A 15,951-nucleotide genomic window follows, 5' to 3' on the forward strand; every position below is an offset into this window, starting at 1 on the left:
CTAGAGACCTCGCTGGCAATTGCCGTGACCGCGCCCCTCTCTCCTCATGTCCTCAGCCTCCAAGACCGATAACGCAACAGGCCCCTTGTGGGAGAAGGTGGATCGCTGACGCGAAGCGGCAGCGAGACGGATGAGGGGTCTGTCTCCGCGGATAAAGCCCCCTCATCCGCCTTCCCTTCGGGAAGGCACCTTCTCCCACAAGGGGAGAAGGAAGGTCACCGCGTCCTGCGAAACGTCAGATTGATCCGCTTCCGCCCCAGCAGCGCATGCTCACCTTCCGCGAGCGGCGCGACGCCGTGATAGGCAAGCCGGCTAGGTCCGCCCCAGACCACGACATCGCCATGCACCAGGCGGAAGCGGCACGGCTTGTCGGCGCGCGCCAGGCCGCCGAACAGGAAGGTCGCCGGCAATCCGAGCGAGACCGAGACGATCGGCGCCGAATAATCCAGCTCGTCCTTGTCCTGATGCAGCGACAGCCGCGTGCCGGGCTCGTAGCGGTTAACGAGGCAGGCATCGGGCGCGAAGTTTTGAAAGCCGCCCTGCTCCGCCGCGCGGCGGGCGAGATCGCGGAGCACCGGCGGCATTTCGGGCCATGGCGCGCTGGTGCGCGGATCGATGGGGTCGTAGCGATAGCCGGTATGATCGGTGATCCAGCCACGCTCGCCGCAATTGGTCATCGCCACGGACATCAGATGACCACCGGGCGTGGTCATGCGACGGAACGGCGACTGCGCCACGATCGCGCGCACGGCGGCGATCAGCTCGGTCTCGATCGGCTTGACGAAGCCGCGCAGCAGCACGGCACCGTCGGCGATCTCCTCGCGCGACGGCTGCGCCTCGGCAACACTGTCGAACAGATCAGCCGTCAATCGCAGCACTCATTTGGCATCGTGGAAAATTACACCCAACGTGTGGCGCTGGCCGGACCTGATGCGGCTGACGCCATGGCGCAGATTAACGCGGTAAGTGCCGCGTGTCCCCTGTACCGGGCGGTGATGCACAGCGAAGGCGACGGCGTCGCCCTGCGCCAGCGGCACCACCTCGGCCCGCGACTGCATGCGCGGCCGTTGCTCGGTCAGCACGAATTCGCCGCCGCTGAAGTCGCGGCCCGGCTCGGAGAGCAGGATCGCGACCTGCAGCGGGAACACGTGCTCGCCATAGAGGTCCTGGTGTAGGCAATTGTAGTCGCCCGCCTCATATTGCAGCAGCAGCGGCGTCGGCCGCGCCTGCCCCGCCTCGTGGCAGCGTTTCAGGAACGCCGCATGCGCGGCGGGATAGCGAATGTCGATCCCCATCGCCTCGTTCCAGCGATTGGCGACGCCTTGCAAATGCGTGTAGAGCGCCGGGCGCAGCTGCGCGATCAGATCGGGCAGCGGATAGGAGAAATATTTGTACTCGCCGCGGCCGAAGCCGTGGCGGCCCATGACGATGCGGCTGCGAAACTGCGTGTCGTCCGGGTAGAGCGCGGCAACGGCGCGGCACTGGTCCGGCGTCAACAGGCCCTTCAGGACGGCGCAGCCCTGGGCCTCCAGTTCGGCCGTGATCTGAGGCCAGTCGAGGGCGTCGACGTGGGCGGTGAGATCGGGAGCGGATCGTTGGTCTGATTTTCGTGCGGTCATTGTCATAACAATCACCTTCGCAGCCGGACGTTCACTCCGCCACCCGATTTCCGATAGCTCTCTCCGCGTCATTGCGAGGAGCCCTTGCGACGAAGCAATCCAGACCGGTTCCGCAGAGAGATTCTGGATTGCTTCGCCTCGCTCGCAATGAAGCGGAGAGAGCGACGCTGCAACGACGGAGGAGAGTTAGGCGCGACGGCGGAGGTCAAGCAGACCAGTTTCGTAGGGTGGGCAAAGGCGCTCTTGCGCCGTGCCCGCGTCTTGGCAAGACGTGGGCACGCTTCCGCCGTCGCTCTTCGAGCTATGGCGGACAAGTCGCTTTGCCCACCCTACGGGACCATCGCTTGTGGAGCTAGCCTCTCACCGGCAACGTCGCCACGTCATAGCCATGCCTGATCGTCCGCTTCAGCACGGGGTCTTCCAGCTCGAAATCGAAGCGCTCCGCCGGGCGGACGCCGCCCTTGGCTGCAAACGTGCCGCCGAACATGGCGCAACCGTCGGGGAATTTTCCTCCTTCGAAGCCGCGTGCGATCAGGTCGTTCACCGGCAGCATCGCGTCCAGCGTGCCCTCCTGGTAGAGCACGCGCTCGCCCTTGATCGTGGCATAGGAGCGCAGGATCATCTTGTCCCAATGGCCGATGACGTCTTCGAGCTCCCACAGCGTGGAGGCGATCGGTTTGTCGCACATCTGCTTGGACACGGTGACGTTGTAGGCCTCGACCTTGCGGTCGGTGTGGTCGGAGCCGCAACCGACGAAGATGCGGCCCTGCCAGCCGATCAGCACGAACTCGACCTCGCCCGAGGAATCCCCGCCGGTGCATTCGATGCTGTCTTCCTGGGTCAGCCGCCGCGCCGAGGCGCGGTAGTAGATCGGCGTCGAGGCCGGCGGCGCGATGCCCATCTCCTGCAGCTCTTTGATGTGCTTGTCGCGCGCGACGGGGTCGCGGCCGGTCCAGCCGGCGATGACCATCTGGTCGATCGCGAGTGTCAGCGGCGTGGTGGTATCCTGGGCATCGACGGTGAAAGTCAGGTCAAACACGAATGACGGCCTCCATGCCGGCAGCAAGTTCGAAAATACGATGGTCCGTTCCGCCAGCGCCCGCCAGCATCAGGCCGACCGGGACGTCGCCCTGGCGATGCGCCGGCAGCGAGATGGCGCAGCCGTCGATCATGTTGATCAGGGTGCAGTTGCGCAGTGCGCGGATGTTCTCGCGCGTGAACGCCTTGTCATCGGCAAGGTCGGCGATCTTCGGCGGCGTGTTGGGCGTGGTCGGTAGCACCAGCGCATCATAGGGCGCAATGCGCGCGTTGACGCGGGCGATCAGCGAGCGACGCTCGTTGAGGAGATCGATGTAGTCGGCCGCGCTCTGCGCCTCGCCGCGCATGATGCGGACCGAGACACGGGGGTCGTAGACGTCGCCCTTGGCCGTGATGAGATAGCGGTGCCAGGCGTAGCTCTCGGACGCGGCAAAGCCCCCCTTGGCATTCATCGGGCCGATGTCATGAAACTCCGCCATCTCGATGCGCTCGATGATGGCGCCGTGATCGGAAAGCGTTTTCAGGGCGCGTTCGAACGTCTCGGCCACCTCAGCGTCGAGATCGTCGAGCGCGATTGTGGTCGGCACCGCCAGTCGCATGCCCTGGATCGGACGCGGCTTCAGCGGGGCGATCGGCTCGTTCGCGAGCACGGCGTCGAGTATGGCACAGCAACTGACCGATCGTGCCAGCGGCCCGATGCTGTCGAGCGAGAACGACAGCGGCACGGAGCCATCGAGCGGCACGCGCCGCTGCGTCGGCTTGTAGCCGACGATGCCGTTGAAGGCGGCCGGAATCCGGCAGGAGCCGCCGGTGTCGGTGCCGAGCGCGCCGTGTGCCATGCCGTCGAGCACGGACACCGCCGCGCCCGCGGAGGAGCCGCCCGGCACGTGGCCTTCGGCCCTGTTCCAGGCCCCCTTCGGCGTGCCGTAATGCGGATTGATGCCGATGCCGGAATAGGCGAACTCGGTCATGTTGGTGCGCCCGATCACGACGAAGCCGGCCCTGCGCAGCCGCGCCACCGTCGCCGCATCCTGCTCGGCCGGCGGCGAATCGTCGAGCGCGCGCGAGCCGGCGCGCGTCACCTGGCCCTTGATGTCGAACAGATCCTTGATCGAGATCGGGATGCCGGCATAGCGCGATGGCGCCGCCTTGGCCTTGCGCAAGCCGTCCATCGCGTCGGCCGCGGCGAGCGCGGCGTCCTTATCGACATGGAGGAAGGTGCGCTGCCCCTCCCCGGCGGGATCGGCGATCCTGGCGATGCAGGCTTCGACCAGCTTGCGGGCGGTGGTGCGGCCGCTTTCGAGGTCTTCGGCGAGCTTCGCCAGCGTCGGAAATTCGGGCATGTCTGTCTCACGGAATATTGTCGCGCGCAATCTATAGCGCTGCCTCAGTTCGACACAAGCATTGTGCGCATGATGGCATGCATGCGTATTGCTGGACCGTTGACGCCCCATGGTCGATTGTCGCATCAAGATCGAAACGGGCGGGCGTGAAGCCTGCCCTATCAAGATTTGCTTTCTGGGAGGGCGTTCCGACATGGCCGAACCGCAGCGCGCGCGACCAAAACCGACGCCGGAGACCCAGCATTTCTGGGACGGCACGAAGGCGGGCGAATTGCGCCTGCAGCGCTGCGACGCCTGCGCGCATGTCTACTTCCCGCCGCGCCCGTTCTGCCCGTCCTGCGCCTCGCGCAAGGTCAGCATCTTCAAGGCGAGCGGCAAGGGCTTCCTCTACAGCTACGTGATCAACCACCGTCCGGCCGCGCCAGGCTTCACGCCACCTTATGCGATCGCGGTGGTGGAGCTTGCCGAGGGACCGCGGATGATGAGCAACATCATCGATTGCCCGCAGACGCCCGAGGCGCTCGAGCTCGACATGAAGCTCGAGGTCGCCTTCCAGGCACTCGACGACAAGATCACCCTCCCCGTGTTTCGTCCGGCGAAGGGGTAGACCATGCGCAGAAACCAGGTTGCCGTCGTCGGCGCGGCCGAGACCACCGAACTTGGCGTCGTCCCGAACGCCTCGCAGCTCCAGCTGCACGCGGATGCGGCGCTCAACGCCATCGCCGATGCCGGACTGAAGCTCTCCGACATCGACGGCTTTGCCACCGCGGTCGAGACGCCGCAGCAGGTCTGCCACTATCTCGGCATCAAGCCGACCTGGGTCGACGGCACCTCGGTCGGCGGCTGCTCCTTCATGCTGCACGTTCGGCATGCCGCGGCGGCGATCGAGGCGGGCCTGTGCAAGACCGTGCTGATCACGCACGCCGAGAGCGGCAAGTCGATGATCGGCAAGGCGCCGCGCTCGATCCCCGCCGACAGCCTGCAAGGCCAGTTCGAGGCGCCGTTCGGGGTCTACGGGCCGCCGAGCATGTTCCCGATTCCCGTGCTGCGTTTCATGAAGACCTACGGCATCACGCATGAGCAGCTCGCCGCGGTCGCGGTGGTGCAGCGGGAATGGGCCGCGAAGAATCCGCGCGCGATGATGAAGGATCCGATCACGGTCGCCGACGTGCTCAATTCGCGCATGATCGCCTATCCGTTCCGCCTGCTGCAATGCTGCCTCGTCACCGACGGCGGCGGCGCGCTGATCCTGACCTCGGCCGATCGCGCCAGGGATTTTCCGCGCAAGCCCGTCTACATCATGGGCACCGGCGAGAGCGTGGAGACGCCGATGGTCAGCCAGATGGAGACCTTCAACTCCTCGCGCGCGTTCAAGACCGCAGGCCCCCTCGCGTTCAAGGAAGCCGGCATCGCCCACAAGGACGTCGACCACCTCATGATCTACGATGCGTTCGCGCATCTGCCGCTGTTCGGCCTCGGCGACCTCGGCTTCATGCCGCATGAGGAGACCGGCAAGTTCATTGCCGACGGCAACACCCGGCCCGGCGGGAAGCTGCCGCTCAACACCAATGGCGGCGGATTGAGCTACATGCATTCGGGCATGTACGGCATGTACGCGCTGCAGGAGAGCGTGCGCCAGATGCGCGGCATCGCGCCGGCGCAGGTGCCGAACGCGAAGATTTCGGTGTGCCACGGCGTCGGCGGCATGTTCGCGGCAAGTGGCACGATCGTGTTTACGAACGAGAGGTAAGGCACCGTCATTCCGGGCGCGCGCAGCGCGACCCGGAATCTCGAGATTCCGGGTCTGGTGCTTCGCACCATCCCGGAATGACGGGCACAACAGGAGGCATCCCATGACTAAATCACTGCAGGACAAGGTCATCATCGTCACCGGCGCTGGCCGCGGCATCGGTCGCGAGATCGCGCTGCTTTGTGCGGCGGAAGGCGCCAAGGTCGTGGTCAACGATCCCGGTGGAGCCTCGGATGGCGCCGGTTCGAACGCGGCGCCCGCCGAGGAGGTGGTCGAGGAGATCAAGAAGCGCGGCGGCACCGCGGTTGCCAATTTCGAGTCGGTCGCCGAAGCCATCCCCGCCAGCAAGATCGTGAAGACCGCGACCGATCATTTCGGCCGGCTCGACGGCGTCGTCAACAATGCCGGCATCTTGCGCGACATGATCTTCCACAAGATGAGCGTGGAGGCGTTCGAGGCCGTCATCAAGGTGCATCTGATGGGCTCGTTCTACGTCAGCCACGCCGCCGCGCGAATCTTCCGCGAGCAGGAGTCGGGCTCCTTCGTGCACTTCACCTCGACCTCCGGCCTGATCGGCAATTTCGGCCAGGCCAACTACGCCGCCGCCAAGCTCGGCATCGTCGGGCTGTCGAAGTCGATCGCGCTCGACATGGGCCGCTTCAACGTCCGCTCCAACTGCGTCTCGCCGTTCGCCTGGACCCGCATGATCGGCACCATTCCGACCGAGACTGAGGCCGAGAAGGCGCGGGTCGAGAAGATCAAGCAGATGGGTCCGGAGAAAATCGCCCCGCTCTGCGGCTATCTGATCTCCGATGCCGCCAAGGACGTTACCGGGCAGATCTTTGGCGTGCGCATGAACGAGATCTTCCTGTTCAGCCAGAACCGTCCGATCCGCTCGGTGCAGCGGAGCGAAGGCTGGACGCCGCAGTCGATCGCGGAACATGGCATGCCGGCGCTGAAGGGCTCGTTCTACGAGCTGGACCGCTCCGCCGACATCTTCACCTGGGATCCCGTCTAGCCGCATTTCCGGCATCCCAGCCCTGCGATCTCCGGTTGTCTCGGCCGGAGATCGCCCCGGTTTACGCCCGATTGCGGGCGAATGGTGTCCTCCCAACGAAACTTTGGGAGGAAACCATGACAAGAACACTGACCAACTCCGACGACACCTCTGTAACGGGCGGCCTCGGCCGCCGCACGCTGCTCAAAGGCACGGCGGCTCTCGCCGCATCCACTGTCCTCGCCTCGCGAGCCGACGCCCGCGACTTCGGCGCCAATGCCGAGCCGCAGCGCTATCCCGACCCCGACATCATCGCCATCGACCCCAAGCGCTTCAAGGCCAAGGTCGGCAACACCGCGATCAAGCGGCTCTACACCGGCTGCCTGTGGGCGGAGGGGCCGGCGTGGAATGCGCAGGGACAATATCTCGTCTGGAGCGATATCCCCGCCAACCGGCAGCTGCGCTACCTCGACGACGATGGCCACATCTCCGAGCAGTTCCACAAGCCGTCGAACGAGGCCAATGGCAATTCGTTCGACACCGAGGGACGCCAGCTCAGCGCCGAGCGCACGCGCCTCGTCCGCTACGAGCACGACGGCTCGGTGACGGCGCTGGCCGAGCAGGCCGGCGGCAAGCCGCTCAACGGCCCGAACGACATGGTGGTGCATCCCAACGACAAGTCGATCTGGTTCACCGATCCCGGCTACGGCGCGATCAGCATCTACGAGGGCAAGCTGGCCAATACCGGTTCGCTACAGCCGCACCAGAAGGAAGCCGTCTATCGCATAGACGCCCAGACCGGACAGGTGGCGAAGGTCGCAGACGAGCCGTTCAAGCCGAACGGCATCGCCTTCAGCCACGACTACAAGAAGCTCTATGTCTGCGACACCGGCATCACGCATTACCCTGAGGCCAAGAACGTGGTGTGGTCCTACGACATCGACGGCGCCAAACTGTCGAACCCGAAGAAGCTGATCGACATGACGCTCGACGGCAAGTCGGGCTTCCCCGACGGATTGCGCGTCGACACCGAGGGCAACATCTGGGTCGGCGCCGGCTGGGTCGGTCCCGGCTATGACGGCGTGCAGGTGTTCGCGCCGAACGACGGCGCGCGCATCGGACAGATCCTGCTGCCCGAGACCTGCGCCAATGTCTGCTTCGGCGGCAAGAAGCGCAACCGCCTGTTCATGACCGCGAGCCAGTCGCTGTACGCGGTCTATGTGGAGACGCAGGGCGCGCATTTCTGTTGAGATAGGCGAATGGTGGGTGGCGAATGGCGAATAGAATCCATTCGCTACTCCCTATTCGCCATTCGCATTTACCCCGTATTCCGCAGCCCCGCCGAAATCCCGTTGATCGTCAGTTGAATCCCGCGCAGCACCTGCTCGTCCGGGTTCTGCGCGCGGTGCTCCTTCAACAGCTCGACCTGCACGTGGTTGAGCGGATCGAGATAGGGGAAGCGGTGGCGCACGGAGCGCTCCAGCAGCGGATTGCCCTGCAGCAAGCGGTCCTGCCCCATGATGTCGAGCAGCGTCTCGATGCAGGAATGCCATTCGCGGCGGATGCGGCCGAATATCTTCTCGCGCAGGGCTTCGTCCGGCACCAGCTCGGCATAGCGCGAGGCGATTGCGATCGAGCTTTTCGCGAGCACCATGTCCATGTTCGACAGCAGCATGCGGAAGAACGGCCATTCCCTGTAGAGCTCCTTCAGGAACGGCATGCCCTGTTGCGGATGCTCCGCGATCCACTGCTCGACCGCGCTGCCAAAGCCGTACCAGCCGGGCAGCATCAGGCGGCATTGCGCCCAGGAGAACACCCAGGGAATCGCGCGCAGGTCTTCGATCGCGCGCGTCTTCTTGCGCGAGGCCGGACGGCTGCCGATGTTCAGCGTCGCGATCTCGTTGATGACGGTGGAGGCCCAGAAATAGTCGACGAAACCGTCGGTCTCATAGACGAGGCCGCGATAAGCTCTAAACGCGAGGTTCGACAATTCGTCCATCGCGGTCAGATATTCGCGGCGCGGCGCGCTCTGGCGCGGATTGAGCAGGCTCGCCTCCAGCGTTGCGGCGGCGAGGATCTCCAGATTGTTGCGGCCGACCTCGGCGTTGGAATATTTCGACGAGATGATCTCGCCCTGCTCGGTGATACGGATCTGGCCGTTCACCGCGCCGCCGGGCTGCGCGATGATGGCGTCATAGCTCGGCCCGCCGCCGCGGCCGACCGAGCCGCCGCGGCCGTGAAACAGGCGCAGCCGCACGTGATGCCGCTCGAACACGTCGACGAGACCGATCTCGGCCTTGTAGAGCTCCCAGCCCGAGGTGACGAAGCCGCCGTCCTTGTTGCTGTCGGAATAGCCGAGCATGACCTCCTGCACGCTGCCGCGGCTGTCGACGAGGCGGCGGTAATCGTGCAGCGACAGCATGCGGTCCATGATGCCGCTGGAGGCCTGCAGATCCTCGATGGTTTCGAACAGCGGCACGATGTTGATGGCGCTGCGCCCGGAGGGATGGACGAGGCCGACCTCTTTCAGCAGCACCGCGACCTCGAGCATGTCGGACATGCCCTTGCACATCGAGATGATGCATTGGGGAATGGCGTCCGAACCGAACATCGCATGCGCTTCAGCGGCGGCATGGAAGACGTTGAGCTCGCCCATGGTCTCGTCGCTGTACTTGACGAAGGGCGAGACCAGCGCGCGCGTCGAGCGCAATTCATTGGTGAGCAGCGAGATGCGCGCCTCTTCGCCGAGCGCGAGATAGGACATGCCGGGATTGGCGGCGTCCATCAGCTCGGCGATGGTGCGTTCGTGTACCGCCGAGTTCTGGCGGATGTCGAGGCGGGCGAGATGGAAGCCGAAGCAGTCCACCGCGCGCCTCAGCAGCCGCAGCCGGCCGCGGGCGATGACGCGGGCATTGTTGGAGATCAGCGAGCGGTGCAGCACATCGAGATCGGCCTGCAGCTCCTTCACGCTCGCATATGGCGCGCCCTTGCCGACCGGCCGGCGCGTGATCTCGACCGCGAGCTTTTCGGCCGTCGCGGTCAGGCGCGCGTAGATGCCGGAGACCGCCAGACGATAAGGCTCGCCACTCCGGTGCGGCGAGGTATCCGGCGAGCGCTCCGCCAGGTTGCGCAGCTCTTCCGAGACGTCGGCAAGATGCGCCGCGATCGACAATTCCGAGCCGAGCACGTGCAGCTCGTTCAGATAAAACTGCATCACCCGGCTCGACTGCAGACGCAGCGTGCCGCGCATCACGTCGGCAGTGACGAAGGGATTGCCGTCGCGGTCGCCGCCGATCCAGCTGCCCATCCGCAGGAACGAGGCGAGCTCGGAGGCGGCCTGCTCGCCGCCCTCCTCCAGCCGGTCCTCCAGCGCGTTGACCAGCCGCGGCACCTCGCGCAGGAAGGTGTAATCATAGAACGACAGGCCGTTGGCGACCTCGTCGAGCACGTTGAGCTTGGTCCGGCGCAGCAGATTGGTCTGCCACAGCGTCAGCACCTCGCGGCGAAGCTGCTCGTCGCTGGCATCGGCCTCCTCCGCGGTCAGCGCGACGCGCTCGCGGCGGTCGAGCAGGCCTGCGACCTCCATCTCGCGGTCCATCGTGCTTTTGCGGCGCACCTCGGTCGGATGCGCGGTCAGCACCGGGCTCACCAGCGCGGACTTGAAGAAGCTGCGGAGTTGATCGGGCTTGATGCCGGCGTCTCGGGCATGGGCGAGCGTTTCCGCCAGCACGCCGGAGCCGCCGTTCTTCGCGGCGCTGCGGGCGCGCATCTGGCGGATGTTGTTCTGATCCTCGGCGATATTGGCGAGGTGGGAGAAATAGCTGAAGGCGCGGACGATCCGCACCGTCTCGGAGGTCGACATGCTGTCGAGGATCTGCTCGAGCTCGCGGCGGGCGAGCCGGTCCTCGTCGCGGTGGAACCGGATCGAGGTCTGCCGGATGCGCTCGACCAGATCGAACACATCGGCGCCCTCCTGATCGCGCACGGTGTCGCCGAGGATGCGCCCGAGCAGGCGGATATCATCCCGCAGGCGGGCTTCCGCTTCCGTCACCTGAACGTCCTCGGGACGGTTGGGGCGAGGCTCAGTGGCGTCGGACGGTATGGTCTGGAGGGACATGGCTCGCTCCTCTTCAAGAGCTCCCTTGAAGAGCTTCCTGGGCTCCTCGGCCCAGCGGAGTGTGCGATATTTTTCTACCGCAGTGCAAGACGAAGTTGGAGGCGGTGCAAACTGGCGGCCACGCTCGTGTCCCGGACGCGCCTGCAACGCTTAAGCGGTGCTGCGCAGAGCCGGGACCCCAAAAGCCACACCGTCCCTGCCGCCTTCCGGGCCCCGGCTCAGCAGCGCACCACGCCGCGAAGACGCGTCGCGCTCGCTGCGTCCGGGGCACGAGGCTTTCTCTTTGTACCGATAAGCACGCCTTCGCCTTCTCGCGGCGTATTCCGCCCGAGCTTTGCTGTCCGTTTCGCCCTCATCGAGAACAAAGGGCGCAGGGAAGGCCGGGCGCCGGCTGGCACCCGATGGTCCGCACGCGACAAGACGCACGCGGGGTGACCACAGGTGACGCCGGGACATCCCGGCCTTCCCTGCGCAATGGTTTTACGGCTTATGGCGCGCTCTCCCCGGGGAGCGATGCACTATTGCCCCCGTCGTCTTGCGGATGACTGATGTGCGCGCCCGGTTGGGCCGCTGCATCACCGCAAGCCTTGACGCACAGACCCCGGGCGTCAGGACCACACGCTTTTGCCGTCCGCGGACGTCCTTCCCCGGACAGCCGGAAGCTCGCGCGTGCTCGCCCCCGACGCCGAAAAGAAACGCTGTGACCGCGCCGTGTCGTGCCGCGGATCGCAACGGCTCACGGGATTTTGCCCGCCCTGCCATCACCTCGCGCGCCGGCGCTGCCGCGTCCATCGCATCCCGGCCTACGTATCGTGACGATCGCGAAACGCCCCTTTGACGGCCAGGATGAAATGCGGTTTAGCCGAAACAACGAATTCGGTCAATCAGAATATTTTGCGGCGCCGCTCCTTGACCTGCATGTGGTGTGTTTTGCCCGATGGGTAGCGCGAGGGATTGAGGTGGAGACCTCAGCGCTAGGATGGGTAGAGCCCTTGCGAAACCCATCCCCGTGCTGAGGGGCAAGCCGAATGTCGCGCAAGTCTCGCTTGGGTCCCGACGAGCTAAAGCCGCTCAAGGCCTACGGCCTCAAGCCTTACGTGCGATCAGTTCGCAGGGGGCAATGATGCCGTTGGAGATACACGTGATCATGTTGCGTATTTGATCTTGCCGTTTCTCGCCCATCAGCGTGTGCAAGCCCAGCGATCCAGCAACGCCGCCGGCAAGCGAACGGGCTTTCAATTCGGCGAAATAGGCAAGCGCGAAGTCCTTTCGGTTGCGTTCCGACAGGATTTCGAAGCCTGCTCGCTCCAATGCACGCTTGTAGCGCTCCGGACCGCTGACCATGTTCGAATCGCTTGTCGTGGCCCATGGCACAGGAAACAGCAATTCGCCCTCGGCTGTCCGCATGACGTCATAGACTGCGAAAAGCGCTCCCGGTTGCAAGACACGCGCGATTTCAAGACAGAGATTTTCCTTGTCTTCGATATTCATGCCGACATGAAGCATGTATGCCTTGTTGAAGGTCGCCTCCTGAAACGGCATCGCAAGCGCGCTGGATTGATGGAGAGTAACGCGATCATCGAGCCCCAGCCATTGGCATAGTCGGAGTCCAGTCTCGACGTAGTCCGGCGTCAGATCGACTCCGCTGACCCGGCACTTATAGCGGTCGGCGAGAAAGCGGGCTGGACCTCCCAGACCGGAGCCGACATCCAGGACATGGTCCGCGGCCGTAATCCCGAGCTGCGCCATCAGTTCCTCGGTCGCTTTCCGGCCGCCGATATGGAATTCGTCCACCGCGGAGAGATCGTCGATCGTGACCGTATCTGTCGTTTTCCCCATCTGAGCGAGACCGCTTTCGATGACCTCGATCAGTCCGCCGCGAGCATAATGATGCGCAACCGTGTGTTCGGCGGACGTTCTCGACGGATGGATCGTCATGAGGCCTTGATCCCGGCATCGCGAATGACTTTTCCCCATTTCCGGTATTCAGACGCCAGGTATGCGGCGCATTCGTCGGAAGAGTTGGCGACCGGCAGGTATCCGAGACCGGCGAGCCGATCCTTGACTTCAGCTCGATCGATCAGCTTGGCAATTTCGCGCCGGAGGATGCCGATATATTCCTTCGGCGTTCCTGCCGGGACGAGAACGGCCGTCCAGATGTCCGCCGCGATGTCGGGATACCCGGCCTCGGCAATGCTCGGAACGCCCGGCAGCGCCTCGGAATGGGTTTTGCTGGTCAGCGCGAGCGCCCGCAACTTGTTCTCCCTGACGTGCTGTATGGCGGGTGGCAGCGCGCCGAACGACACGGGCGTATGGCCCGCGAGGGTCGATCCAATGGCCGCACCGCCGCCATTGAAAGGAACGTGCACGATGTCGAGTTCAAGTGAAAGCCGAAAGAGTTCTCCCAACAGATGAGGCGGTGTGCCCGCTCCCGGCGAAGCGTAGCTGAATTTGCCCGGGCTGGCCTTGATCAGTTCTACGAGGTCCTTGACCGACTTTGCCTGAATGGACGGATGGACCGTAAGCAAAGTAGGAGCGGTCGCCGCCAGCGTGACGGCATCAAAGCTCTTTTGGACGTCGTAGGGAACAGTTTCGAAGAGCGTGGGATTCGCGACATAACTCGGTGAAGCCACAAAGATCGTATTACCGTCGGGCTGGGCCCTGGCAGCTTGCCCTGCACCGATATTGCCTCCGGCCCCACCAATATTCTCGACGAAGAATTGCTTGCCGAGCTGGTCGGAGAGTCCTTGCGCAATGACACGCGCCGCCACATCGTTTGGACCTCCGGCAGCAAACGGCACTATGACGCGCACCGGTCGGACTGGATATTGCTCCGCGAGCGCCGGCCGTGACAAGGCGGCTGCCGCGAGGGTCGTGCATGAGGCTGTCAGGAAGCGGCGGCGGTTCAATCGCATGTGGGCCTCCATGAATGGTCGCCCCAACGATAAGCTTCCAGAGGCATACAAGCTATAATATGCTGCCATCAACTTCCATATTTAATGGATATGGCAAATGGAGCTGAGGCATCTACGCTATTTCATCGCTGTAGCGGAGGAAAAACATATCACGCGAGCCGCTGAACGCCTCGGAATGCAGCAGCCGCCGCTGAGCCAGCAGATCAAGGCCATCGAGCGGGAACTCGACGTGCAGCTTTTTCTACGCAAAGCCCGGGGCGTGGAGCTGACTGACGCGGGCCGTGCTTTTCTGGAGGAGGCGCGCGCGACATTGATGCATCTCGATCGGGCTTTCGACTCGACCCAGCGCGCGTCGCGGGGTGAACAGGGGCGCCTGTGCGTCGGGGTCACCTCCACGACGCCGTTTCATCCGGTCGTGCCGCGCGCCATTCGCGCATTTCGCGAAGCCTGTCCCATGGTGGCTCTGACTTTGGAGGAATGTCTGAGCAACGAATCCGTCGATCGCGTAAGGAACGAACAAATGGACGTAGCTTTCGTTCGCGCTGCGATGGGCAATGGACAAGGGCTGGCCGTCACGTCGCTGCTTGACGAACCAATGGTCGTGGCGCTGCCAAGCAGCCACGTGCTAGCTCAAACCAAAACCGAGGCGCCGGTTTCGCTTGATCGACTGTCCCGCGAGACTTTCATCCTGTACGGACCGCCGGGGACGGGAATGTACGATTCCACCATTGCCGCATGCCGGGCAGCCGGCTTCAGCCCGCGGATCGGTAACCTCGGGGCGTCCACGCAATTGGCGCCCCGCATCACGTCGACGCTGAGTCTGGTCGGCGCTGGCCTTGGCATCACGTTTGTCCCGGCCTCGCTTCAACGTATGAACATGGAAGGCGTGATCTACCGCTCGATCAAGGGATCCAACCGACCTATGGCTACGCTCAAGCTTGCCTCCCGCCGCGATGACAAGTCCGCAGTCGTGAAACAGTTCATCAATTTCGTCAGGAAGGAAGCAAAGGACTACGCCGTCGGCACCTAGGATGGGTTGAGCACTTGCGAAGCCGTGATGGGTTTCGCTTTTGCTGTGGCCATCCTACGAGCAGCTAAATACTGCATGGGATGGGACTATCGGTCGACCTCACGATGAGCATGCAAAGCGTAGATCCGTCATTCCTGTCATCCTGGTTAATGCGCTTAGTTTGGGGTGGACTGCTTCACGCCCTCAGCGGAGCGGTCATCGCCTTATACGAACGAGGATATGGGGCGGCGTAGCGCCATCTTCTTGTATGTGGTGCCGTCGGCGGTTGCACTGCCTGTCTTCGTGCTTGTGCCAAGCCTTCTGTGCTATCTTGGCAAACGAGAGGAAGCCCGCTTTCTTGCGCGGGCTTCAATCCCTGGTCCTCTAATTCTTGGCGGTGGTCATCCCTTCGGCGGCCATTTAAGCGGTGAAGAAGGACGGTTCTCGCCTGTCGGCAGGCGGAGAGGGCAATAATGTTTGCGGCAGTCGTAGTTGTCGTTCTGCTGGTCGTCTTGTTGGCACCTTCATGGGGCGTGCTTTATTTTGAACGGGCGACGTTTGGGCAAGCGATGGAAGCAGCGTGGCGCGTCTGGATCGCGCAAGTGATTGCATCGATCACCCTCACCGTCCTTGCCGATCATCTGGGTTTCATGAATCCAGCGGGCTATACGGTTGGGATATGCCTCTTGGTTGGACTTGCAGGCGCTCTCTTCCTCCGGTCCAGAGCACGCAGGATGGGTTGAGCACTTACGAAAGCCATCCTGCTTCGTCACAGGCGGAGTGATTGATGGATTTCGCTGGCGCTCTACCTATCCTACGGGCTGAGTCCGTCTGCATTGCGCAATGTCGCGACGATACCCTCTTGATCACAAGAAACACTGTGCGGCCGAAAGGCCGCCCGTTGCCATCGACCGCCAGGAATTCCGGTCAGCAACTGCCTGGACGTTGAGCTGGGCCTGGATAGGGTTGTCAGCTCTGGCAATCTGTTCGCCGTCTCAATGGCCCTTGGTACAGCCGAATTTTGCAATCTTGGTACTGGTCTCATGACCAAGCGTGACGCATCTAACTGCTAGGGTTCAGACTCAATTGATCCAATATGCGACGATGGCGGCGAGGTGGACGGCAGCCAAGAAATTTCTGGCAAGTTTGTCGTAGCGAGTTGC

13 protein-coding genes and 1 pseudogene are annotated in these 15,951 nt (G+C 63.7%); 6 read left to right on the forward strand and 8 right to left on the reverse strand.

Annotated elements, in window-relative coordinates:
* Positions 1–215 precede the first annotated feature (215 nt).
* The 4 genes from alkB to GGD61_RS39415 form a co-directional block, all read right to left on the reverse strand.
* On the reverse strand, positions 216–869 hold the full coding sequence (alkB, locus tag GGD61_RS39400) for a DNA oxidative demethylase AlkB (protein ID WP_092259955.1): 654 nt from the start codon (positions 867–869) through the stop codon (positions 216–218).
* A gap of 9 nt (positions 870–878) precedes the next feature.
* Positions 879–1,625 (reverse strand): 2OG-Fe(II) oxygenase, encoded by a 747-nt coding sequence (locus GGD61_RS39405; protein ID WP_092259395.1) that lies wholly within the window; start codon positions 1,623–1,625, stop codon positions 879–881.
* 346 nt (positions 1,626–1,971) lie between these two features.
* Entirely contained in the window at positions 1,972–2,658 is a 687-nt protein-coding gene (locus tag GGD61_RS39410) for a DUF2848 domain-containing protein (RefSeq protein ID WP_092259398.1), read from the reverse strand.
* Entirely contained in the window at positions 2,651–4,000 is a 1,350-nt protein-coding gene (locus GGD61_RS39415; protein ID WP_183232455.1) for an amidase, read from the reverse strand. The genes GGD61_RS39410 and GGD61_RS39415 overlap by 8 nt, the downstream gene beginning before the upstream one ends.
* Positions 4,001–4,193: 193 nt before the next feature.
* On the opposite strand from GGD61_RS39415, the gene GGD61_RS39420 reads away from it, so the two are divergent.
* From GGD61_RS39420 to GGD61_RS39435, 4 genes are all read left to right on the forward strand, one after another.
* On the forward strand, positions 4,194–4,607 hold the full coding sequence (locus GGD61_RS39420; RefSeq protein WP_038957112.1) for a Zn-ribbon domain-containing OB-fold protein: 414 nt from the start codon (positions 4,194–4,196) through the stop codon (positions 4,605–4,607).
* Positions 4,608–4,610: 3 nt separating this feature from the next.
* The gene (locus GGD61_RS39425; protein WP_092259404.1) at positions 4,611–5,750 is read left to right on the forward strand and encodes a thiolase C-terminal domain-containing protein; all 1,140 of its coding nucleotides are present in this window, start codon (positions 4,611–4,613) and stop codon (positions 5,748–5,750) included.
* A 103-nt stretch (positions 5,751–5,853) separates the two neighbouring features.
* Entirely contained in the window at positions 5,854–6,768 is a 915-nt protein-coding gene (locus GGD61_RS39430) for an SDR family oxidoreductase (RefSeq protein ID WP_018315654.1), read from the forward strand.
* Between the two features lie 116 nt (positions 6,769–6,884).
* On the forward strand, positions 6,885–7,997 hold the full coding sequence (locus GGD61_RS39435) for an SMP-30/gluconolactonase/LRE family protein (RefSeq protein ID WP_092259407.1): 1,113 nt from the start codon (positions 6,885–6,887) through the stop codon (positions 7,995–7,997).
* Positions 7,998–8,065: 68 nt separating this feature from the next.
* Here the strand turns inward: GGD61_RS39435 and ppc are convergent, their stop codons facing one another.
* The 3 genes from ppc to GGD61_RS39450 form a co-directional block, all read right to left on the reverse strand.
* The gene (gene ppc / locus GGD61_RS39440; RefSeq protein WP_092259410.1) at positions 8,066–10,864 is read right to left on the reverse strand and encodes a phosphoenolpyruvate carboxylase; all 2,799 of its coding nucleotides are present in this window, start codon (positions 10,862–10,864) and stop codon (positions 8,066–8,068) included.
* A gap of 1,086 nt (positions 10,865–11,950) precedes the next feature.
* The gene (locus GGD61_RS39445) at positions 11,951–12,802 is read right to left on the reverse strand and encodes a class I SAM-dependent methyltransferase (protein WP_092259413.1); all 852 of its coding nucleotides are present in this window, start codon (positions 12,800–12,802) and stop codon (positions 11,951–11,953) included.
* Positions 12,799–13,779 carry a tripartite tricarboxylate transporter substrate binding protein gene (locus tag GGD61_RS39450; protein WP_183232456.1) on the reverse strand — a complete coding sequence of 327 codons (981 nt, stop codon included), beginning with the start codon at positions 13,777–13,779 and terminating at the stop codon, positions 12,799–12,801. Before GGD61_RS39450 ends, GGD61_RS39445 begins: the two co-directional genes overlap by 4 nt.
* A 97-nt stretch (positions 13,780–13,876) precedes the next feature.
* Between GGD61_RS39450 and GGD61_RS39455 the strand changes: the two genes are divergently transcribed.
* Together GGD61_RS39455 and GGD61_RS39460 are read left to right on the forward strand one after the other, a co-directional pair.
* On the forward strand, positions 13,877–14,809 hold the full coding sequence (locus GGD61_RS39455; protein ID WP_183232457.1) for a LysR family transcriptional regulator: 933 nt from the start codon (positions 13,877–13,879) through the stop codon (positions 14,807–14,809).
* A gap of 452 nt (positions 14,810–15,261) precedes the next feature.
* Positions 15,262–15,531: a hypothetical protein gene (locus GGD61_RS39460; protein WP_092259422.1), complete on the forward strand. Its 270-nt coding sequence runs from the start codon at positions 15,262–15,264 to the stop codon at positions 15,529–15,531.
* 339 nt (positions 15,532–15,870) lie between these two features.
* On the opposite strand, the pseudogene GGD61_RS39465 reads toward GGD61_RS39460, so the two are convergent.
* Positions 15,871–15,951 (reverse strand): annotated as a pseudogene (locus GGD61_RS39465) (IS5/IS1182 family transposase); the annotation flags it as partial.

This window comes from Bradyrhizobium sp. SBR1B (assembly GCF_014198205.1).
Classification (GTDB): Bacteria; Pseudomonadota; Alphaproteobacteria; order Rhizobiales; family Xanthobacteraceae; genus Bradyrhizobium.

Bases quoted from the DNA above. Each gene is read 5' to 3' on its own strand.
- GGD61_RS39420 (WP_038957112.1), top strand. From the start codon at position 4,194: ATGGCCGAACCGCAGCGCGCGCGACCAAAACCGACGCCGGAGACCCAG.
- GGD61_RS39430 (WP_018315654.1), top strand. From the start codon at position 5,854: ATGACTAAATCACTGCAGGACAAGGTCATCATCGTCACCGGCGCTGGC.
- GGD61_RS39405 (WP_092259395.1), bottom strand. From the start codon at position 1,625: ATGACAATGACCGCACGAAAATCAGACCAACGATCCGCTCCCGATCTC.
- GGD61_RS39450 (WP_183232456.1), bottom strand. From the start codon at position 13,779: ATGCGATTGAACCGCCGCCGCTTCCTGACAGCCTCATGCACGACCCTC.
- GGD61_RS39460 (WP_092259422.1), top strand. From the start codon at position 15,262: ATGTTTGCGGCAGTCGTAGTTGTCGTTCTGCTGGTCGTCTTGTTGGCA.
- GGD61_RS39435 (WP_092259407.1), top strand. From the start codon at position 6,885: ATGACAAGAACACTGACCAACTCCGACGACACCTCTGTAACGGGCGGC.
- GGD61_RS39415 (WP_183232455.1), bottom strand. From the start codon at position 4,000: ATGCCCGAATTTCCGACGCTGGCGAAGCTCGCCGAAGACCTCGAAAGC.
- GGD61_RS39425 (WP_092259404.1), top strand. From the start codon at position 4,611: ATGCGCAGAAACCAGGTTGCCGTCGTCGGCGCGGCCGAGACCACCGAA.
- ppc (WP_092259410.1), bottom strand. From the start codon at position 10,864: ATGTCCCTCCAGACCATACCGTCCGACGCCACTGAGCCTCGCCCCAAC.
- GGD61_RS39455 (WP_183232457.1), top strand. From the start codon at position 13,877: ATGGAGCTGAGGCATCTACGCTATTTCATCGCTGTAGCGGAGGAAAAA.
- GGD61_RS39445 (WP_092259413.1), bottom strand. From the start codon at position 12,802: ATGACGATCCATCCGTCGAGAACGTCCGCCGAACACACGGTTGCGCAT.